Here is a 20,471-nt window from a genome sequence, read left to right as displayed (position 1 = left end):
GTGCCGCGCGGGAGGCGGTGACCACAGACCTGTACCGGGCGACCGGATTCAGGCGGACTTTTCCTGGGCGATCTGAATGAGATTGCCGCAGGTGTCGTCGAATACGGCGGTGATCACCGTGCCGTAATCGACAGGTTCCTGGGTGAACTCCACGCCGAGGCCGCGTAGCCGCTCGTACTCGGCGTGCAGGTCGCCAACGGCGAACGAGGTGAACGGTATCCCGTCTTCCACAAGGGCCTGCTTGTAGACCGCGGCCGCGGGATGGCCCGTCGGTTCCAGGAGGAGCTCGACACCGTCCGGCTCCAGTGGCGAGACCACGGTGAGCCAGGAGGCGTCACCGACCGGGATATCGGTTTTCTTCTGGAACCCGAGCACATCGGTGTAGAAGCGCAGGGCCTTGCTCTGGTCGTCGACGTAGACGCTCGTGACGTTGATTCGTAACATTATTCCTCCAGCCAGCGGTCGGTGAGGTGGCGCAGTGGGCTGCGCTCGAGATGATGGAATTTGTGCCGCCCGTCGCGATGCGTGCGGACCAGCCCCGCGGCGGCGAGCACGTCCAGATGCTGGGAGATCGCCTGACGGGTAGACGACAAACCGTGTTTCATGGTGAGTCGTCCGCATAGTTCGAACAAGGTCTGACCGTCGTGGTCGGCCAGTTCGTCGAGAATTGCCCGCCTGGTCGGATCGGCGAGTGCTTTGAAGATCGGTCCGTGATCGGCGTGCACAAACCGACTATAGGCAAGTAATTGCTTGCCTATCAAGTTCGGTGGGTCGAGACGCGTGTCGCCCGCGGCGAGAGGCGGTCGGCGATCTGACCGCCGCGCCGGCGGCGGTCTCCGTGATCGCATGCGTCGCCGCGGTCGACCGCAGTTTCCTGTACTGCCACACCGGCCTGCTCATGCCCACGCATCGGTCATCGGTTACCTCGGGGTGAAGGCTCGCCGCTGTTCCGGCGAACGAGTGGGGTGGGGTTCGGGTGTCGGCCGATGCCGGGGACGAACCGTCCCGTGCGGGTGGTGTAGGTGGTGTAGGCGGGTCCGTGGATGCGCCGTAGATAGGGTTCCTCGACCGTGCGTACCTGCAGTTGGATACCGAGCACGAGCAGGGTGTACCCAGTGAGCGCGATCAGGTTGGGCACCATCGCTGCCAGCCCGGCGAAGGCAGTGAGTGTGGCGGTGAAGATCGGGTTGCGCACGAGCGCGAACACGCCGGTGGTGACCAGTTGGGTGCGCTCGGTGTCGTCGACGGCGATTCGCCAGGAGGCCCCCATCGCCAGTTGGGCAGCGAAAGTGGCTACGACGCCTGTCGAGGCGACGATCACGCCCGCAACCGCAACGACACCGTGATCGGCGAACGGTATCGGCACCAGCCCGGCCAGGTCTGCCAGCGGCGCGGCGAGCCCGGTGATCAGACCACCGGCGACGAACCCCCAGTGTGCCCACCACTGGTGTGACCCGATGGGTGTACGGAATTGGCGAATGCCGGTATCGCCGGTGCGGCGATATTGGATTACCGCTCGCGCACCACCGGCCACCAGCACGAACAATACGAAGATCACAAGGGCGGCGACGGCCATCAGAAATCCCTTCAGGTCGGGTTACCTGCCGTCACGGGTAACAGGCTGCTACCCATGGCAGGTGCGGGCGGCTGGGTGTTATGCGGCATGCGGGTGCAGCAGCGCCGCGAGATCGGGTGGGGTGGACATGGTTTGGCGCAGGCTGACGTGGGCGCGGCCGGTATTGCCTGCGGGAGAGAGCCCGGCCAGGGTGCCGGGGGCGGCGACCATGATGCGGACGACCTGGCCGAGGGCTTCGCGGCGGTCGCGTTGACGGACGGCGAGGGTGAACATGGCGATGTGGTTGCGGGTGTGCAGCCAGGGGTCGGGCTGGGACAGGATGTGGGCGCGTTCGAGGTGTGCCCAGCGCTGTTCGGGATCGGAGGTGGTTTTCGCCGCACGCATTTCGTTGTCGTAGGCGGTGCGTGCCGCAGCCGGTATCCAGGCCATTGCAGGTCCTTTCGGCGTGTTCGGCGATCGGTCAGTCGCAGCAGTCGCAGTCGCGGCCGCCGGCCGGGGTGGGTGTGAGCGTGATCGGTGAGGGGGCGAGAGTGAGCAGGTTGGTCCGTGCCTGGGTGACGGGTACGGGGCCGGCATTGTTCGAGGGCGGGCAGCAGGCGCAGGCGAGAGCCGGCGCTGGTTCGGGCTGCACGGCCGGGGCGGTGTCGAGGGGTTCGGGTGCGGGGGTGTCGTGCAGTGGCCGCAGGCGGGCGGCGCGTACACCGTTGGCGATGACGAACACTTCGGCGAGTTCGTGGATGAATACGACGGTGGCCAGTCCGAGGATTCCGGTGGCCGCCAGCGGCACCAGCGAGACGACGATGGCGGCGGACAGGCCCATGTTCTGCAGCATGATGGTGCGGGCGCGGCGGGCGTGCGCCACGGCTTGGGGCAGGTGCCGCAGGTCGTGGCCCATGAGGGCGATGTCGGCAGTCTCGATCGCAACGCCGGTCCCCATGGCGCCCATCGCGATTCCGATATCGGCGGTGGCCAAGGCGGGGGCGTCGTTGACGCCGTCGCCGACCATCGCTACCGCGCCGGAACGCTCGCGGCGCAGCCGGGTGATGTGGTCGGCCTTGTCGGTGGGCAGCAGTTCGGCGTGCACGTCGTCGATGCCGGCTCGGGCGGCCAGCGCGATGGCGGTGCGAGTGTTGTCGCCGGTCAGCATCGCCACCCGCACACCCGCGGCCCGCAGCGCGGCGACGGTATCGGCGGCCTCGGGCCGCAGCTCGTCGCGGACACCGATCACCCCGATCACCGCGTGGTCGTGCTCGACGACGGCGACGGTGACCCCGGTGTCCTGGAGTCGGTCGACCTCGCCGGCCAGTACGCCGGGCGTGACCCAGCCGGGTTTGCCGAGCCGGGCCGGTCGCCCGTCGACGCTGCCTTCGATGCCCGCACCGGGAACGGTAGTGACGTCGGCCGCGGTTACGACCGCAACAGGCGCGGCGGCCAGGATCGCGGCGGCGAGGGGATGTTCACTGCGGGACTCGAGGGCAGCGGCGACGGCGTGAATCTGCTCGCGGGTGTGCCCGCCGGCGGGCACGATCTCCACGACAGCGGGCTGATTGCGGGTCAGGGTGCCGGTCTTGTCCAGGGCGACCGTGCGCACCGCGCCGAGTGTCTCCAAGGCGGCACCGCCCTTGATCAGCACTCCCAGCCGGGTGGCGGCGCCGACAGCGGCGATCACGGTGACGGGGACCGAGATGGCGAGCGCGCACGGGGCGGCGGCGACCAGCACCACCAGCGCCCGCTCGATCCACACTCCCGGGTCACCGAACAGCGCGCCGAACCCGGCGATAGTGGCGGCGAGCACCATGACCGCGGGCACCAAGGGCCGGGCGAGCCGGTCGGCCAGCCGCTGCCGGGCGCCCTTGCGTTGCTGGGCGTCCTCGACCACCCGCACGACCTTGGCCAGCGAGTTGTCCGCGACAGTCGCGGTCGCTTCGATCACCAGTGCACCGTGGGCGTTGATCGATCCGGCGAACACCACATCCCCGGGCCCGACCTCCACGGGCACCGACTCCCCGGTCACCGCGGCAGTGTCGAGGCTGGAGCGGCCTTCGGCCACGATGCCGTCGCTGGCGATGCGGTCGCCGGCGCGTACCAGCATCCGGTCGCCGACCCGCAGTTCGGCTGGACCGATGATCGCCTCGCCCTCGGCGCGCAGCACCCGGACCCGCCCCGGAACCAATGCAAGCAGCGCCCGCAGACCCTGGCGGGTGCGGGCGAGTGAATAGTCTTCGAGCGCCTCGCTGATGGAGAACAGGAACGCCAGCATCGCCGCCTCGGTGAACTGGCCCAACACCAGCGCCCCGAACAGCGCGATCGTCATCAGCGCGCCCACACCGATTCGCCGCCGCCACAGCGCTTTCACTGCTCCCGGCACGAACGTCACGCCACCGGCCGCCGCGGCGCCCAGGTGCAGCACGGTCGCGGCCGTCTCGAACCCCGGCCGGCCGGCTACGAACCCGGCCACCAGCGCGATACCCGCCGCAGCGGCCAGTTGCAGTTCCCGCACCTGCCACAACCGGTGTGGCTGTTCGGCGGCGCTGTCATGGTCGTCGCGCGGTTCGCCGGTGCCGCAGCACGCGTCGCTCATCGTTTCTCCCGCTCTGGTCCTAAGCGTCGGCGGGTGCCCTCAGCAGCAGTCCTGGGTCGCTGCGTCGGGGCAGCACGCCGGATCCACGGCCAGCACCAGCCCCAGCAGATCGTCCAACGCGGCCGCGATCCGGGAATCGGCGAGCTCGTAGCGGCTGCGCCGCCCCTCCGGTACCGCCACCACCAGCCCGCAACCGCGCAGACAGGCCAGGTGATTGGACAGAATCTGACGCGTCACCCCGATTCGGTCCGCCATCTCCGACGGGTAGGCGGGCCCGGTACGCAGGCTCAACAGAATCTGGGTGCGAGTCGGATCCGACAGCGCGTGCCCGAACCGGGCCAGGGCGTCGGTGTGCAATACCGGCAATGTCTCCATACGCAGACAGTACACCGGAAGCTGGATTCAGGGAATATTGGATTATTGATTTCCGGGCGTCGGCAGCGCGTCGGCCGTGCTCGCCGATACATCCTGGCCCTGGGTCTCACCTCCAGGGAAGCCTCGGAATCCACCCGCCTTGCTTGCGCAAGCCCATCCCTGTCATGTACATCGGAACATGAATACATCTGAAATTGGATAATCAGGCCGGGGTCGGTAGCGTGTGCGGCGTGCTACCCGATTTGTCCTTTTCTTCCGAGGCCCTGGCCCGATGACCGGACCGGCGCGCACCTCGCGCAGACTGCGGATCCTGACGACGCTGGCTGCTGTACTCGCTGTGCTGGTGACCGCCGCGGTGATCACCGCGGCCCGCAGCAACGACGATGACAGCAGAGGCGAAGCCGGCGCCGTACCGGTCTCGGTGGTGCGCCCCAACAGCCACCGGCTTTCCACCGCACCCGACGGGCGGGTCACCTTCGTCGAGTTCCTCGACTTCGAATGCGAAGCCTGTCGCGCCGCCTACCCTCTCGTCGAGAAGCTACGCCAGGAATACCGCGACCGGGTCACCTTCGTGGTGCGTTACTTCCCCATCCCCTCGCACTTCAACGCCGAACGCGCCGCCCGCGCGGTGGAAGCCGCCGCCCAGCAAGGCCGCTTCGAGCAGATGTATCAGCGCATGTACGAAACCCAGGCCGGATGGGGCGAACAACGCGTGCCCCTCGACGACCTCTTCCGCGACTTCGCCGCCGACCTCGGTCTCGATCTGGCGCTCTTCGACGCGGCCTACACCAGCACCGTGACCCGCGACCGCGTGCATGCCGACTTCAACGACGGCCTCGCACTCGGCGTTCAGGGCACCCCGACCTTCTTCGTCAACGACAACATGATCACCGCCGACAGCTACCAAGACCTCGCCGACGCCCTGGACAGCGCTCTCGACTGATATGCATCACGACTGTGGCGACCTGCTACAGCCCCGCCAGAGGACCTGCGCTGCAAGAAATCGTTGCCACGCTCAACATACGTGTTCAAACCCCCAGAGAGGTACCGGGCAAGCGGCTCGGCGGGGTGCGCGACGCTGATGTGGAGTGTCTCGGGTAGCGGCCTCAGGTTCCGGGCCGGAGCCGGCCACCACGGGGTAGGACCCAGGCCGCCCCGAGTGCGACCCCGGTGGCCGGGTCGGTGACGTCCGCCGTATAGAACCACTCCATGCGCACCTGCTCGGCGGCGATATCGACCACGCCGTAACCGTGCGAATCCAGTTCGGTATAGCGGATATGCCGGTTGAGGGTCCGGATCGAATTCTCCAGCGCCACCGACCCCGACCGCGGCGGACCTGGCAGCAGATCACCGATCCCGAGGGAAGTCACCGACGGGACCACGAACTCCGCCCCCACGGTGGGCCCGTTCGGATAGGCCGCCGCGTCGAGTGGCACGTCCGACGCCCAAGAACTGTGGATATCACCGGTGAGATAGACGATATTCGTCGCATTGCGGTCGGTGAGGGCCGTCAGCAGGCGCCGCCGGTCGGCCGTGTACCCGTCCCACTGATCGGTGTTGGGTGCCAGGCCCTCCCGCGGGATCCCGAGGACCTCGGTCACCGCGGCCGTCGTCGCCGGGTCCATGGGCGGGAAGGCCAGCGGTGAGATCATCACCGAGTTGCCCACGAGCTGCCAGCGCGCCGAACCCGATACCAGCCCGGCTGTGAGCCAATCCATCTGCGCCGACCCGGTGATGGTGCGGGCCGGATCGTCGCTGTCCGGGGAGCCGAGATGCGGTGCGGCATCGCGATAACTGCGCAGATCCAGCATGGACAGCTCGGCGAGTGTGCCGAACCGCAACCGCCGGTAGATCCGGGGCGCCGCGGCCGTGCCCTCGGCCCTTACCGGCATCCATTCCAGGTAGGCGCGCACGGAAGCGGCCCGGCGCGCCGGCCAGGCGCCCTCGATGGCCGGGTCGTGATTCCCGGCACCGCCCGACCAGGAATTATCGGCCGACTCGTGGTCGTCCCACGTGCAAATGAACGGCAGCCGGGCGTGCAGCGCCATGAGATCGGGATCGGTTTTGTACTGTCCGTGCCGGACCCGGTAGTCGGCGAGCGAGACGATCTCGTGCACCGGGTCGTGCCGCCGGATGGATCCCGACCGGCCACCGTACGACCCCGTCGCGTACTCGTAGAGGTAATCGCCGAGATGGACGACGGCATCCAGATCGTCGCGCCCGGCCAGATGCCGGTAGGCGGCGAAATACCCGGCCTCCCAGTTCGAGCACGACACCACACCGAAGCGCAGTTGTGCGGGAGTGGCCGCGGCGGCCGGCGCGGTGCGGGTGCGGCCCACGGGCGATACTTCGCCGAGGGCCGTGAACCGGTACCAGTAGTTCCGCGCGGGCGCGAGACCCCGGACATCGACCTTCACCGTGTGGTCGCTGCCGGCGGTGGCGGTCGCGGCCCCGGACGCTACGACCTCGGTGAATCCCTGGTCCGCGGCCACTTCCCAGCGCACGGTGGCCGGCTCACCGGCACCGGATCCGGGGACTGCGTCCGGCCGGACGGTCACCCGGGTCCACAGGATCATCCCGTCGGGCAGCGGATCGCCCGAGGCGACGCCGTGCCCGAACACCGGCGCCGTTGCCCGGGCTGCGGGCGCGGCCAGCACCCCTGCGGCGGCGACCGCACCGGCCCCGGCCTGCAACAGCGCGCGCCGGCCCAGCCCGTTCGGGCGGGACGATATCGAAACGTTCCTGTTTCCGCTCACGTGCACCGATCACAGCCGACGCCGAGCGAATCGGCAAATCGAATCGCGAAACCGCCTCCGCCGCGGCCAGGAACCGATGACGACGCCTCGACGAGTCCTCGCTGGAGCCGTCGGGTCAGCGGTGCGCGTCGCGGACCTCCCGGGCCTGCGCATGTTTGGGTTTGCGCCGGTAGCTCTTTCCGGAGGGGATCGGCTGCGCGGCACTGGATCGGCGGAGTTGCTGGCGCCGCCGCCAGCCGGTGAGGTCGGGGCGTTCGGATGTGTCAGGGACAGTCATTGTTACTCCGGTCGGTGGGAAAGTGTGGTCGGGCGCCGGTCTCGTACTTGTTCACGGCATGAATGATCGCGTGCGCACACCATTTCCGCCCGCGAATATTTCTTCGCCGCGATCCGCGTGATCAGCCGAGTATCAGTGGCAGGCAGGGCCGCTGGCGGGCGGGTTCCGAAGATGTTCCGGACCGCGTTCGCTCGGGGTGGGCGCGTTCGTGAGCATGGGAACTGATCGCTGCGCCGGTACGCGGGCAGCAGCTCAATGGCGGGCGTTGTCGGTGACCCAAGCGGCGATCTGTGCGCGGGAGGTGAACCCGAGTTTGGTCAGGATATGTTCCACATGGCTCTGGGCGGTGCGCTGGGAGATCACCAGTTTCGCCGCGATCTGCTTGTTGCTGAGCCCTTGGGCGACCAGGTCGGCGACCTGGCGCTCACGTTTGGTCAGTGTGCCCACGGCGGATCCGGCGGGCGCCGCGGTCTCCGGTGCTCCGAGTGCGTAGGCGACGGCGGCGTCCATACTCATCGCCAGACCCCGACGGCGCGCGGATTCGTATTTGCGATCGCCCAGCACGCGACGTGCCTCTTGTTCGCACTCCTCGTGGTAGCGGGCCATATTGCCGTATACCGTCGTCACCTGACTTCCCGCCGGAGCCAGTCCGTGCGCGGCGCCCAGTAGTACGGCGGCCCGTTCGGCGTCGCGGCCGGGGTCGAGGGTCCAGGCCAGCGCGTCGAGACAGAACACGGCGATCACGGTGCTGTTCAATCCGCTGTTCACCCGTAGTGCTTCGGTGAGCAACTGCTGGGCGCGGTCGCGCGCACCGCGCCGCCATTCGGTGACGCCCAGCCCGCGCAGTGCCGCGGCGCGATGGAGCACCTCGCCGCGCGGTTCGGTGACCGCGAGCACGTCTCGGTAGTAATCGCCGGCGCGAAGGGTATCGCCGGCCTGCTCGTACGCCCAGCCGAGCAGGGTGAGCGCGCTCATCCTGAGCTGACCGTGCGGATCCGATTCGGTCAGGTCCACGGCCTGTTCGAAATGCTCTCTGGCACCGTCGGACTCGCCGCGAGCGAGGTCCAGCAGGCCTTCGGCGTAGGCGATCTGCGCCCCGGCCGGCGGCCGGGGCTCGGTGCCGGCCAGCGTCCGCGCCTCCTGCAGCCGGGCCGCCGCAGCCGGGAACTCGCCCTGCATCGCCTCCAGTTTTCCGGCGGCGCAGAGCGCATCGATCCGCACCGGCACCGAATGTGCTGCGGAACGGGAAAGGAGACGATTCAGCCATGCCCGGCCCTCTCCGTACAAGCCGCGGAAATTCCAGAACTCGTAGAGACCCGCGGCCGTGCACAGTCCGGCGTCGATCGCTGTCGCGGTGTCCTCGATCAGGCAGTATTCGAGTGCGTCGCGCAGATTGCCCTGTTCCCGTTCCAGCCGCGCGATCCACCGCGGCTGTTCGGCGCCGATCCAGTCGGCCGCCGCATCGGAGATCAGCTGCTGGTACCAGCCGTGGTGCCGCTGGCGCATCTCCCCGAACCGGCCGGTGTCCCGCAGTTTCTGCCGGCCGTAGTCGCGCAGCATCTCCAGCATCCGGAACCGCACGACCGTCCCGGATTCCTCCCGGACCAGGATGGATTTGTCCACCAGCGAGGACAGCACGTCGAGCAGGCTCAGCGGTGCCGTATCGGCATCGCAGACACCCTCCACCGCATCCAGTTCGCAACTGCCCGCGAACACCGAGAGCTGCGACCACAGCTGTTGTTCGGCCGGGGTGCACAAATCGAAGCTCCAGTCGACACACAACCGGAGGGTCTGCTGGCGGGACGGGGCGGTACGCGCGGACTGGGTGAGCAGCGAATACCGGTCGTTGAGCCGCTGCAGGATCTGCTGCGGCGACAGCGTGCGCATACGGGCGGCCGCCAGTTCGATCGCCAGCGGTAGCCCGTCCAGCCTGGCGCAGATACCGGCGACGGCGCCCTTGTTGTCCTCGTCGAGTTCGAATCCCGGCACCACCGCGGCGGCCCGTTCGGCGAACAAGGTGACCGAGTCGAACCGGGGCATCCCCTTCAGGCTCGGTTCCCGGCCCGGCTCCGGAACTGTGAGCGGCGAAATACGCAGTACCGCCTCCCCGGCGATATTCAACGGCTCCCGGCCGGTCACCAGAATGCGCAGATCAGGGCATGCGCGCAGCATCTCCTCGGCGAATTCGGCGACGGCCTGAACCAGCTGTTCGCAGTTGTCCAGTACCAGCAGGGTGTCGCGCGGGCAGAGGAAATCCACCAGCACGTCGATCAACGGGGCTGCCGATTCGTCGCGTACCCCCACCGCGGCGGCAACCACCTCCACGAGTAACGGAGCCTCCGAGACATCGGCCAGATCGACCAACCGGACTCCGTCGGCGAAATCGCGCATCGCCTGCGCGGCCGCACGCACGGCCAGCCTCGTTTTCCCGACACCCCCGATCCCGGTCAATGTCACCAACCGCTGGGTGGCCAGCAGGTTCTTGACCTCTGCCAGCTCGGATCGCCTGTTCACGAGACTGGTCAATTCGAGGGGGAGGTCACCGGTGCGATCCGGGACGGGCGATTCGCGCGAACTCGGCGCCGGCTGCTCATCGCGTCGTGCCTCGAGCGGGACATCGCGCAGCGCCATGGCACCTACCGGGTATCCGCGGCGCCGCTGCACGCGCCGGGCGTCCTCCCCGAAGGCGGCCGCGGCGGGGCGCGCCCGGGGATCCCGGTTCATCGCCGCTTCCACGAGGTCGGTGATATCGCCGGGAATCCCGTTCTCCCGCAGATCGGGCAGCGGTTGGCTGGTGATGCGCAGGAACTGGGTCACGATCTTCTCGCCGGTCCCGCGTTCGAAGGCCGCATGGCCGGTGAGTGTGCTGAACAGCGTCGCCCCCAGGCCGTACACGTCGGCGGCCGGTGTCGGGGTATCACCCTCGAGGACTTCCGGTGCGGTGTAGGCCGGGGACCCGGTCACGGTGCCCTCGGCGGTCCGGAACCCGCCGGAGATATGGGCGATGCCGAAATCGGTCAGCGCCGGCTCTCCGTAATCGGTGAGCAGAATATTGCCGGGTTTCACGTCCCGGTGCACGACCCCCACGCGGTGCGCACTCTCCAGTGCGCCCGCGATCTTCACCCCGAGCTGTAGTGCGTCCGCCGCCGGCAACGGCCCGTATCGGCGGATCCGCTGCTCGAGCGAACCCGACGGATAATAGGGCGTCACCAGATACAGGCGCCCGCCGTCGGTGACCCCGGCCTCCAGCACGGGGACGATATTGGGATGCCCGGTGAGGCGGCCCATAGCGCGCTGTTCGCGCACGAACCGGGCCCGATTGTCCTCGTCGGTTTCGCCGGTGAGCAGTTTGACCGCCACCGTGCGATCCAGCGCCTGCTGGGTGCAGCGGTAGACGACCCCGAATCCGCCGCGCCCGATCTCGCCGGCCGCCGTGAAACCGGCCGCCTCCAGTTCCGCGGCGACCGATGTCGTCGACTCACGACGCGTTCGCAGCGGATCTTCGGCGGTCATGGCCGGAAAACGACCCGCCGGGTATGTGTGTGGGCACCGGTCGACATGCGCTCACCTCTCGCCACTGTCAACTGTATCCCCGAGTGGTCTCGGCGGCGAGATGCGAAAACCGGCAGTCGGACGGTGTATACGACCTTGTTATGGACTGCCCGGCTGGTTACGCGGTACAGGCGGGCGGAAGCACCGCGAATATCGGGAATCTGTCGCCGGAGGGCGGTGCCCGGAAGCGCACCCGTACCGGCTGCTCGCCGATCGGCGGTAGCTTCCCCTCGATCGTGGTGTACACCCAGGGACCCTCGTCCAGTTCGACGATGGCGATGGTCGCTCGGACCGGATCTACCAGCGCGTTCGCGGCGCATTCCACGACCCGCCAGCACACGATCGATCCGGTGCCTACCGCGGTCACGCGCTCGAAATCGCCGGACGAACACGCCGAGCAGCGCACCACCGGCGGCGCGAACAGCCGGCGACACGTGACGCACCGGCGGATCATCAATGCGTCCGGTCTGCATTCCGCATAGTTTTCACAGTCGTGTCGAGCCTGGTCCGAATGGCGATTTCGCATCTACGAGCCTCGGTGTGGGGATACTGGTGGGCAGCTTCCAGCATCGGCCGGTCCCGCTCGGGCCGCGTCGGTCGAACAGCCCGATACATACCTATTTTCCGGAATCCCGGCGGTCAGTGGCGCACACTTCGGCGCCGGACGGTGGCCGCGGCCGCCGCGGCACAGATACCACCGATACCCGCCCACCGCTGGACGGACAAGGTCTCATCGAGGACGATCAGCCCCGCACCTGCGGCGACTACCGGCTCCAGGCACAGCAGAACGGCGACCGTGGATGCGGGCAGCTTTGTGAGGGCCGCCATTTCCAGGGAATACGGAATCACCGCGGACAGCAATGCGACGACCACGCCGATCAGGAGCACCGAAGGCCGGAAAATATCGAGTCCGTTGCTGCTCAGACCCACCGGCACCCCCAGCCCGGCGGCGACGACGAGACCGCAGGCCAATCCGGAATGACCGAGTGCCGGTGCCAGCGCGCGCGAGATCAGCAGATAGGCGGCCATCGCGACCGCCGACATTCCGGCGAGTACGAGCCCCTGCCAGGCCAATGCACCGGCACCCGGGTCACGCATCAGCCATAAGCTCGCGGCCACCGCCGCCACGACCAGCAGGTCGGGGAGGCGCCGGGAACCCGCCAGCGCGAGGGACAGCGGGCCCAGTAGTTGAATGGTCCCGGCGATACCGAGCGGCAGATACCACAGCGCGGGATAGATCAGGTTCATCCCCGCGACAGCGACTCCCAGCCCGGCCACCAGCGTGCGGTCCCGGCGGGTGCGTGGGAGGCGGACCGGCCGGAAGATCACGAGCAGCACCGCCGCCGCGATGCCCAGGCGTAAGGCGAGGACACCCGACGGGTCGATCCGGCCGAACAGGAACTTGCCGACGGCCTGACCGGACTGGGTGCACAGGGCCGCGGTGACGACGAAGAGCGGAGCGGGAACCACTTTTCCAGCCTGGCTACGCCGTCGATTGAGGTCCATCGAAAGATCAGGCCGCTGATCGTTTAGCGTTTCCTTCATGTTCGATCTGCGACGTCTGCTGGTACTGCGCGTACTCGCCGAACGCGGCACCGTCACTGCTGCGGCCGCCGACCTGCATGTGACGCCCTCGGCGGTATCTCAGCAGCTACGGGCGCTGACGGAGGAGATCGGCGTGCCGTTGCTGGCGCGGACCGGCCGCACCGTCGAACTGACTCCCGCGGCGTACGCGCTGCTCGCCCATGCCGACGATCTCGGTGCGCGCTGGGAGGCCGCCCGCGCCGATATCGCGGCGCGCGGCAACGCGTTGACCGGAATATTGCGCGTATGCGGGGTGTCCTCGGCTGTCGCCGCGCTGCTGCTGCCGGCCGCGGCGCGCCTGCGGGAAAACCATCCCGGCCTTACTGTCCACGTCGGCGAGCTGGAAAGTGAGGAATGCTTCCGGCAACTGCTGGCAGCTCGCGCCGATATCGCCCTCACGCTGCCGGCGGCGCAGACCCCGCCCGCCGGCGATCCGCGCTACGAGCAGCGCGTGCTGTTCGAGGATGTGCAGGACCTCCTCGTGCCGCGCGGCCACCCGCTCACCGAACGGGCCGAAGTCACCCTGGCCGATGCCCGCACCGAGGCGTGGATCGCCAAACCAGCACATAACGACTCCTACGATCTGCTCATCGCTGCCTGCGCCGCTGCCGGTTTCACCCCGCACATCACCCACCATGTGAAGGAGTGGTTCGCGGTATCCGCCGCTGTCGCTTTCGGATTCGGTGTCTGCCTGCTGCCGCGGCTCGTCCCGATACCCGCCGAGCATCCGGTGGTGCGGGTGCCACTGCAAGGCAGTGTCCGGCCGGTCCGCACGATTATCGCCGGAATCCGCCGGGGCAGTGGGGAACACCCGCTCGTCGCCACCGGTATGCACGCTGTCGAGGCCGTGGCGGCGGAGCTCGCCGCGGCCACATGACATCCGGAACACACGCGGGCTGCGGCTGGGCAGCGGCGTGTCGGTCTGCGTCGGTTAAGGTGCGATCGCACTGCCGACGGGCCCAGCAACGGAAGGATTCGCCGATGGTCACTGTCCTCGGCGGCGGAATCGCCGGCACCGCATCGGCCGGTGCGCTGGCCGGATCCGGCCGCCCGGTCACCGTCTACGAACAGGGCCGCGGCGAAGGGGGCGGGGCCTTCCTGATCCTCGACGGGCGCGGGCATCGCGGCCTGATCGAACTCGGTGTGCCGGAAGACGATCTCCATACCGCGTCGTACGCGCTCGACGAACTGCGTTACACCCCGGACGACGGTGTCACCCGCCGGCGTCCGAGCGAGGGACACCGGTTCTGGCTGCGCCGCGATCTGATGGCGGTACTGACTCGGTTCGCGCTCGAGGCGGGCGCCGAGATCCGCTACGGCGACCCGGTCCTCGAGGTCCGGGCCGATCCTGCCGACGGCACCGTGCTCCGGCTCGGTGGCAGTACGGTGACGACCCGGGACCTGGTCATCGGCGCGGACGGTATCGATTCGGTGGCGCGGGCCGCCATCGAGCCGAACCGGTCCACGGAATACGCGGGCGATGTGGTGGTCTACGGGATGACCGAACGCGCGGTGCACTGCCCGACGGACCCCTTCGTCCTGCACTTCGACGCCGTATCCGGGTCCGGCGCCCGCCCGGCAGCCACCCTCGGGCATATCTGGCGGCCTGCTGCCGACGCGGCCCTGTGGTTTCTGCGGATCACCCGGTCGCCGCTACCGGAGGCTGCGACCGGGATCCGGCCCGTCGGCGAGTGGGCCGAGGCCGTGCTGACAACCACTCCCGCACCGGTTCACGAATTGACCGCCGAGCTGGTGGCCGCGACCGCGCGGGTGCACGTCTCCAACGCCCGCAATGTCCCGCTCGGCCCGGCGGCGCTGCCCGCACCACCGGTGGTGCTGGTGGGCGACGCCGACCATGCCATCACTCCGGCGGCGGGCGTCGGCGCCCGGGAGGGCATCGAGGATGTGGTGGCCGTGTACCGGGCCATCGCCGCGGGGGAGTTGCCCGCCGAAGCCATGTCGGTTCGCCGGCGTGCGATCACCGAGGAGCGGGACCGGGTGGCCCGCCGGATGCGCAGCACAGCGGCTGCGGGGTGATACCGAGCCAGTCTTCCGAAACCCCTCGGCGATATGCGGTACCGACGGCAGGACGAGTACCGCTTCAGCGGTCCTCGGCGAGCCGGGCGAGGTGGCCGAGAGAGGCCAGCAGTTTGTCGGCTGTGGTGGCCCGCGCTCGCTCGAGACGTTTCGGATCGTTCAACCGTGTCCAGTCGTAGGTATGGGTCACCCGGCTGCTGGTCTCGCTGAGGGGCTCGACCTCCCAGCGCCACAGGTGCCCCGGGGGCTGCCGGTCCGGTTCCGCGGGCAGCCAGGCGATCAGGCGGCCCTCCTCGAACTCCACCACCCGGTTGTGGCGCACCGCGCCGGTCGTGAGGGTCATGGTGAACACCTCGCCTGCGTGCGAGACGCGCTGCCCGGTGGGGGCATCGGCCAGATTGTCGTTACCGTCCCACCGTGACTGCTGCGCCGGGTCGGCGATCAACTCGAAGATCTCGTGTGCTGGTGCCGCGATCTCGCGGCTCGCCGATACGACGCGCGATTGCGCACTGCTGTCTGTCATGATCCGATCGAATCACACCGCTGTGTGGGCGGGCCTCAAGGAGTTACCGAGGGCGGCAGGGGCCGCTGGGTGGGCTGTGATTCGCTCGGCGTCCAGACGTCGAACGGGACCTGAAGCCGAACGGTGCCGGCCTTTTCGAAGGTGAAATCGAACGGGAAGGTCAGGCCGGGTGATGCGCCGGGGTCCTTCATGGTCACGGTGACGGTGATCGGCTGGTCGGGAGCGGCGCTCGGACCGAGATTCTGGATGGGTTCACCGGCGGCGAGACCGGTCTGCGGGCGCAGTTCCAGTGCGGGACCCGAGCCTTCGATCTTCACCGATTCGGCAGCCGGTGAGGCGATCCCGGTCAGCCGGTCGGATTCGGTCTGGCTCGTATTCACGGCGGTGAAGGCCAGGCGGATATCGGTGTAGAACGGTGTGGGCTGATCGGCGACCTCGGCCTGGAGGTAGACGTTCTCCAGGTCGATGACGCCGATACTGCCGTCCGTACCGTTGATCGCCGCTTCCATTTCGGCGGTCTGGGTTTGCTGCCCGGCGCTGCAACCGGTGACCAGGGCGACGGCCGACAGGACCGCCACCCACCATGCCGACGTGCGTCCCGGTCGGCGTGCCTGCCGGGTGGCTGTGCTGTCCGTATTCGCAGTACCCACGCCGCCCGCGTACCCGGGGCCGCACTACCTACACCATGTAGAGGTTGCGGTTCGGATACGGCGGGTCGCGTGGTTGTGCTCAGCTCCCGGTGAGTACTCGTTCCTGGACGGGCTCATGTTCCGCATCGAGCCGCCGGGCGAGTCCTTCGCCTTCGATATCGAAGGCGGGTACGAGCGGGGACAGCCATTTCGGCATCCACCAGATCCGCTCGCCCACGATCAGCATGACCGCGGGAACGATGAGCATGCGGACCAGGAACGCATCCGCGAGCACACCCACCGCGAGCGCGAATCCGATGGATTTCAGGATGACATCGTCGACGAGCGCGAATCCGGCGAAAACGCCGATCATGATGATCGCGGCAGCGACTACCACGCGGGCGCTGTGGGCGAAACCGTCGATCACCGCCCGCCGCGCGGGGGTCCCGTGGACGTAGGCCTCACGCATCCGGGTGACGAGGAAGACCTCGTAGTCCATCGCGAGTCCGAACAGGATTCCGGTGAGCAGGATGGGCAGGATGAACAGCACCGGGCTGGTCGTATCCAGGCCGACGAGTTCGTTGAGCCAGCCCCATTGGAAGACCGCGACGGTGGCGCCGAGCGAGACACCGACCGACAGCAGGAAGCCCAGTGCGGCCTTGACCGGCACCCAGATCGAGCGGAACACCGCGATCAGCAGGAAGATCGCCAGACCGACCACCACGGCGAGGTAGAGCGGGAACACCTCGGTGAGTTTGTCGGCGATATCGACGCCGACCGCGGTCTGGCCGGTGACCAGGGCACGCGCGCCCGTTTCGGCCGGTAGGCCGGCGACGGTGCTGCGGATATCGGCGACGAGATCCTTGGTGGCCTGATCCGACGGGCCGGAGGCGGGGATAACGGTGAGGGTGGCGAACCGGACCGTTTCGAGCTGCTGCGCGAACATCTGCCGGGCCTGCGGAGTAGCGCTGGGGACCGCCGGGACGACGGTCGCGATATCGGAGTCCGCCCCGGCGGCCATGTTCTGCAGGTCCGCGGTGACCGTGCGCACGGCCGCCGCGGGATCGGCGGCATTCGCGGTATCGACGACCACGACGAGCGGGCCGTTGGCGCCGGCACCGAAGTTCTCCGAGATCAGGTCGTAGGCGATGCGGGCATCGCTATCGGCGGGTTTGCTGGAATCGTCGGGCAGTGCGAGCTGCATGGAGGTCATCGGCAGCGCGGCCACCGCGGCGACGGCGATACCGCCGGCGAGGGCGAGCCATTTGTGCCGGGCGATACCTTCCACCCAGCGGCGGCCGTGCGTCCGGTATTCCGTTTCGCCGGCCTGCCTCAGATAGCGGGGCTTGCCCTTCATGACCTTGTCGCCGGCGAAGCCGAGGATGGCCGGGAGCAGGGTGAGCGAGATGAGTACGGCGATCGCGACCGTGAACGCGCCGGCCAGGCCCATCTGGGTGAGGAACCCGATATTGCACACCGCCAGGCCCACCAGGGCGATGATGACCGTGGCACCCGCGAAGACCACCGCCGATCCCGCGGTGCCGACCGCCCGTCCGGCGGCCTCCTCGAGCGAACGACCGGCGCGGACCTCGCTCTGGTATCGGGACATGATGAACAGGGCGTAGTCGATCCCGACCGCGAGGCCGAGCATGGTGCCGAGGGCGGGGGTCGTGGAGCCGAGTTCGACGAATCCGGTGAGAGTGGTGATCGCGAGCATCCCGATACCGACGCCGACGAGCGCGGTCAGCATCGGCATGCCGGCGGCCACCAGCGATCCGAAGGTGATCGCGAGTACCACCAGCGCCACGGCGATACCGACCACTTCGGCCAGCGGCATCTCGAATTCGGTCAGCGCGTCACCACCGATGGCGACGTCCAGGCCGGCGTCTTCCGCGTTGTGGGCGGCGGTTTCCAGCGCCGATCGGTCGGCGTCGGCGAGTTCGTTGGCGGTTTTGCTGTAGGTCACCGCGGCGTAGCCGACCCGCCCGTCGGGGGAGAGGGTGCCGCCGGTGAAGGGGTCGGCCACCGATTGGACATTCTCGGTCGACAGTTCGCGCAACGCTGTAGCGACCGCCGAGTTGTAGGCGGGTTCGGTGAGCGACCGGCCTGCGGGCGCCTCGAACACCACGCGCGCGGTCGCGCCGTCCGGGGACGCCTGCGGGCTGCGCTGTTCGATGAGTTCGAAGGCCTGGGTGGATTCGATACCGGGCAGTTCGAATTTATCGCTGGTCTTCCCGGATAATGTCGCCGCTCCGACCGCCAGAACGGCGAGCAGCACCACCCAGATCGCCGCCACCGCCCTGCGGTGCACGAACGACCAGCGGCCGAGCCGGAACAACTGCCACGCCATGCGCTTTCCTCCGAGCGATTATGTGGACCTTGTGGTCCGGTTATGCTCAGGGTAGAAGCGAGTGGACCCGAGGGTCCACTTCGGCGAGGAAGTTGTGGAGCAACTCACCCTGCGCCCGGGATGAGACGTGCGTCTCGATCCGGCAGGATGGATGCGGATTTCGTGGAGGCGACACCATGACCGGTCGGACGGCAGCGCAGCCGGACACCACGCGCGACGACGCGCAGAACGATGACCCACAGAACTGGGCGGGTCGCCGGGCGGATGCCCGGCTGAACCACGAACGGGTACTGGCCGCGGCCCGGGAAGTGTTCACCGAGCACGGGATCGGCGCCACCATTCCGCAGGTCGCGGCCCGGGCCGGCGTCGGCAAGGCCACGGTCTACCGCAGCTACCCGACCAAAGCCGATCTGGTGCGGGCGCTGGCGCAGCAGCATATCGAGTGGTTCCACGAACTCGCCGCCACCGCCGTCGCGGCGGCGCCCGACGACGCCTACCGCGCACTCGAGGACCTGCTGGAACAGGTGACCGCCCGCCTGGCCCAGGACCGGTTGATGGTCGAGGTGCTCAGCGGTTTCGAAGGACTCGACCAGCGTCTGGGGGACCGGCTCGAAGAGCTGCTGACGCTGGGACGCAGGCAGGGCAGCCTGCGCGCGGACGCCACCGGGATGGATGTGCAGATCCTGGTGTCCGGTGTGGCCCGCGCGCTCATCGAGCTCGATATCCGCGACCCGGAGGTGTGGCGCCGCTACGCCCGTCTCGCCCTGGCCGCGTTACGCCCCGATCCCGCGCCGCCGACACCGTGACGTACTCCGTGCAGATTCATCCGCCGATATCGCGAGCCAGTAGATCAGCGATGGTTTCGCGGCGGACGAGTTCCCGGGCGTAACCGTCACGTACGGCGATGACCGGCGGCCTGCCGACGCAGTTGTAGGAGGCCGACAGGCTGTGGTGGTACGCGCCCGTGCAGGGCACCGCCAGGAGATCACCGGGGTGCAGGTCGACGGGTAACCGGATATCGCGGGCGAGGATATCGCCCGCCTCGCAGTAGCGGCCGGCCACGGTCACCGTCCGCTGCGGACCGTGCGGCCGCCGGTTCGCCACGACGGCTTCGTACTGCGCGCCGTACAAGGCGACCCGCAGATTATCGTTCATCCCGCCGTCGACGGTGACGAACGTGCTCGCCCCCTCGACCTGTTTCACCGACATGACACGGTAGAGGGTGACACCGGCCCGCGCGACGATCGCCCGGCCGGGCTCCATGGCCAGGACCGGCCGCGGGAAGCGGTGCCGGGCGCAGGCCGCATCGAGCGCATCGTCGAGAATATCGGCCAATTCGGTGAGCTCGAGCTCGGCGTCACCGGGCCGATAGGCCACCGCATGGCCACCGCCCACGTCGAGTTCGGTGATCAGGTGCCCGTAATCGCGGCGGATCCAGGCCATTTCCGCGATCAACCGGCGGACCGCCTCCCCGTAGTGGTCCGGATCGTAGATCTGCGATCCGAGATGACAGTGCAGGCCCACGAGCTGCAGCAGGGGTTGCTCCAGGATCCGCCGGATCGCTTCGGCCGCGTCCGCACTACCGAGCGGAAGACCGAACTTCTGGTCCAGGACACCGGTGCGGACGGCCGGATGTCCATGCACATCGATACCGGGCGTGAGCCGCAGCAACACCGCCTGCGGGCGGGTCAGCTGGGTGGCCAGCAGCGCGATCTCCGACAGCGAATCGATGACGATCCGCCCGACCCCGGCGCGGACGCCGGCCGCGAGTTCGTCGCGCGATTTCCCGGTGCCGTGCAGGATGATGCGCTGCGGATCCACACCCGCCGCCAGGGCCACAGCCAGTTCGCCTGCGGAGCAGACGTCGATCGAAAGTCCCTCTGCGCTCACCCATTCGGCCACCGCCTTCGTCAGCAGTGCTTTACCCGCGTAGTAGATCCGGGCCCGGGGGAACGCCTTGCGATACGCGCGGCAGCGCGCCCGGACTTCCGCTTCATCCAGTACATAGGCGGGGGTGCCGTACCGGTCCGCGATATCGGTGACCGCCACCCGGCCGAGGGTGATCCTGCCTTCGCTGTCGTAGTGGGCGTCGCGCGGCCAGATCGCCGGGCTCAGCCGGGGCGGGATTCCCGGTTGGAGAGACGGGATCATGTCGAGCAAGGTCACGATGTGCTCCTGGTGTGTCCCCGCCTTTCCGTATGCGGGGTCGACCTCAGGACTACGCTCGCCGC

The 20,471-nt window shown here is 68.5% G+C and carries 19 protein-coding genes; 5 read left to right on the top strand and 14 right to left on the bottom strand.

The window, feature by feature from the left end:
• Window positions 1–48 precede the first annotated feature (48 nt).
• The 6 genes from ACFWPH_RS00815 to ACFWPH_RS00790 form a co-directional block, all read right to left on the bottom strand.
• Window positions 49–444: a VOC family protein gene (locus ACFWPH_RS00815; RefSeq protein ID WP_378747340.1), complete on the bottom strand. Its 396-nt coding sequence runs from the start codon at window positions 442–444 to the stop codon at window positions 49–51.
• The gene (locus tag ACFWPH_RS00810; protein ID WP_378747338.1) at window positions 444–725 is read right to left on the bottom strand and encodes an ArsR/SmtB family transcription factor; all 282 of its coding nucleotides are present in this window, start codon (window positions 723–725) and stop codon (window positions 444–446) included. The genes ACFWPH_RS00815 and ACFWPH_RS00810 overlap by 1 nt, the downstream gene beginning before the upstream one ends.
• A 188-nt stretch (window positions 726–913) precedes the next feature.
• Entirely contained in the window at window positions 914–1,576 is a 663-nt protein-coding gene (locus tag ACFWPH_RS00805; RefSeq protein ID WP_378747337.1) for a methyltransferase family protein, read from the bottom strand.
• Between the two features lie 78 nt (window positions 1,577–1,654).
• Window positions 1,655–2,005, bottom strand: coding sequence for a DUF3703 domain-containing protein (locus ACFWPH_RS00800; RefSeq protein WP_378747336.1), 351 nt, complete (start codon window positions 2,003–2,005; stop codon window positions 1,655–1,657).
• A 31-nt stretch (window positions 2,006–2,036) separates the two neighbouring features.
• A complete protein-coding gene (locus ACFWPH_RS00795; RefSeq protein ID WP_378747334.1) occupies window positions 2,037–4,157 on the bottom strand; it encodes a heavy metal translocating P-type ATPase in 2,121 nt (706 codons plus the stop codon).
• A gap of 39 nt (window positions 4,158–4,196) precedes the next feature.
• A complete protein-coding gene (locus ACFWPH_RS00790) occupies window positions 4,197–4,532 on the bottom strand; it encodes an ArsR/SmtB family transcription factor (protein ID WP_378747333.1) in 336 nt (111 codons plus the stop codon).
• A 271-nt stretch (window positions 4,533–4,803) separates the two neighbouring features.
• Here ACFWPH_RS00790 and ACFWPH_RS00785 point away from each other — a divergent pair, with 271 nt between their 5' ends.
• Entirely contained in the window at window positions 4,804–5,475 is a 672-nt protein-coding gene (locus tag ACFWPH_RS00785) for a DsbA family protein (RefSeq protein ID WP_378747332.1), read from the top strand.
• A 163-nt stretch (window positions 5,476–5,638) separates the two neighbouring features.
• Here the strand turns inward: ACFWPH_RS00785 and ACFWPH_RS00780 are convergent, their stop codons facing one another.
• The 3 genes from ACFWPH_RS00780 to ACFWPH_RS00770 all read right to left on the bottom strand — a co-directional run bounded on the left by ACFWPH_RS00780 (window position 5,639) and on the right by ACFWPH_RS00770 (window position 11,078).
• Window positions 5,639–7,288, bottom strand: a complete 1,650-nt coding sequence (locus tag ACFWPH_RS00780; RefSeq protein ID WP_378747331.1) for an alkaline phosphatase D family protein — start codon at window positions 7,286–7,288, stop codon at window positions 5,639–5,641.
• A 115-nt stretch (window positions 7,289–7,403) separates the two neighbouring features.
• On the bottom strand, window positions 7,404–7,565 hold the full coding sequence (locus ACFWPH_RS00775; RefSeq protein ID WP_378747329.1) for a hypothetical protein: 162 nt from the start codon (window positions 7,563–7,565) through the stop codon (window positions 7,404–7,406).
• Window positions 7,566–7,817: 252 nt separating this feature from the next.
• Window positions 7,818–11,078 (bottom strand): protein kinase, encoded by a 3,261-nt coding sequence (locus ACFWPH_RS00770; RefSeq protein WP_378747328.1) that lies wholly within the window; start codon window positions 11,076–11,078, stop codon window positions 7,818–7,820.
• A gap of 140 nt (window positions 11,079–11,218) precedes the next feature.
• Here ACFWPH_RS00770 and ACFWPH_RS00765 point away from each other — a divergent pair, with 140 nt between their 5' ends.
• Window positions 11,219–11,599, top strand: a complete 381-nt coding sequence (locus ACFWPH_RS00765; RefSeq protein ID WP_378747327.1) for a hypothetical protein — start codon at window positions 11,219–11,221, stop codon at window positions 11,597–11,599.
• Window positions 11,600–11,756: 157 nt separating this feature from the next.
• Here ACFWPH_RS00765 and ACFWPH_RS00760 read toward each other — a convergent pair whose 3' ends face one another.
• Window positions 11,757–12,587, bottom strand: coding sequence for a DMT family transporter (locus ACFWPH_RS00760; RefSeq protein ID WP_378747326.1), 831 nt, complete (start codon window positions 12,585–12,587; stop codon window positions 11,757–11,759).
• 73 nt (window positions 12,588–12,660) lie between these two features.
• Here ACFWPH_RS00760 and ACFWPH_RS00755 point away from each other — a divergent pair, with 73 nt between their 5' ends.
• Both ACFWPH_RS00755 and ACFWPH_RS00750 read left to right on the top strand, forming a co-directional pair.
• Window positions 12,661–13,578 (top strand): LysR family transcriptional regulator, encoded by a 918-nt coding sequence (locus ACFWPH_RS00755; RefSeq protein ID WP_378747324.1) that lies wholly within the window; start codon window positions 12,661–12,663, stop codon window positions 13,576–13,578.
• Window positions 13,579–13,682: 104 nt separating this feature from the next.
• The gene (locus tag ACFWPH_RS00750) at window positions 13,683–14,738 is read left to right on the top strand and encodes an FAD-dependent oxidoreductase (protein ID WP_378747323.1); all 1,056 of its coding nucleotides are present in this window, start codon (window positions 13,683–13,685) and stop codon (window positions 14,736–14,738) included.
• Window positions 14,739–14,802: 64 nt separating this feature from the next.
• On the opposite strand, the gene ACFWPH_RS00745 is transcribed toward ACFWPH_RS00750, so the two are convergent.
• From ACFWPH_RS00745 to ACFWPH_RS00735, 3 genes are all read right to left on the bottom strand, one after another.
• Window positions 14,803–15,261, bottom strand: a complete 459-nt coding sequence (locus ACFWPH_RS00745; RefSeq protein ID WP_378747322.1) for an SRPBCC family protein — start codon at window positions 15,259–15,261, stop codon at window positions 14,803–14,805.
• A gap of 35 nt (window positions 15,262–15,296) precedes the next feature.
• Window positions 15,297–15,911 (bottom strand): hypothetical protein, encoded by a 615-nt coding sequence (locus ACFWPH_RS00740; protein ID WP_378747320.1) that lies wholly within the window; start codon window positions 15,909–15,911, stop codon window positions 15,297–15,299.
• 79 nt (window positions 15,912–15,990) lie between these two features.
• Window positions 15,991–18,240, bottom strand: a complete 2,250-nt coding sequence (locus tag ACFWPH_RS00735) for an MMPL family transporter (RefSeq protein WP_378747319.1) — start codon at window positions 18,238–18,240, stop codon at window positions 15,991–15,993.
• Window positions 18,241–18,416: 176 nt separating this feature from the next.
• On the opposite strand from ACFWPH_RS00735, the gene ACFWPH_RS00730 reads away from it, so the two are divergent.
• Complete coding sequence (locus ACFWPH_RS00730) at window positions 18,417–19,046, top strand: TetR/AcrR family transcriptional regulator (RefSeq protein WP_378747318.1); 630 nt, start codon at window positions 18,417–18,419, stop codon at window positions 19,044–19,046.
• Between the two features lie 16 nt (window positions 19,047–19,062).
• Here ACFWPH_RS00730 and lysA read toward each other — a convergent pair whose 3' ends face one another.
• Window positions 19,063–20,406, bottom strand: coding sequence for a diaminopimelate decarboxylase (gene lysA, locus ACFWPH_RS00725; RefSeq protein WP_378747316.1), 1,344 nt, complete (start codon window positions 20,404–20,406; stop codon window positions 19,063–19,065).
• Window positions 20,407–20,471 lie beyond the last annotated feature (65 nt).

The sequence above is a fragment of the Nocardia sp. NPDC058499 genome, assembly GCF_042719915.1.
Taxonomy (GTDB): Bacteria; Actinomycetota; Actinomycetes; order Mycobacteriales; family Mycobacteriaceae; genus Nocardia.
The sequence above is the reverse complement of the archived record's forward strand: the minus strand, read 5'-3'. Positions and strand labels throughout refer to the sequence as shown.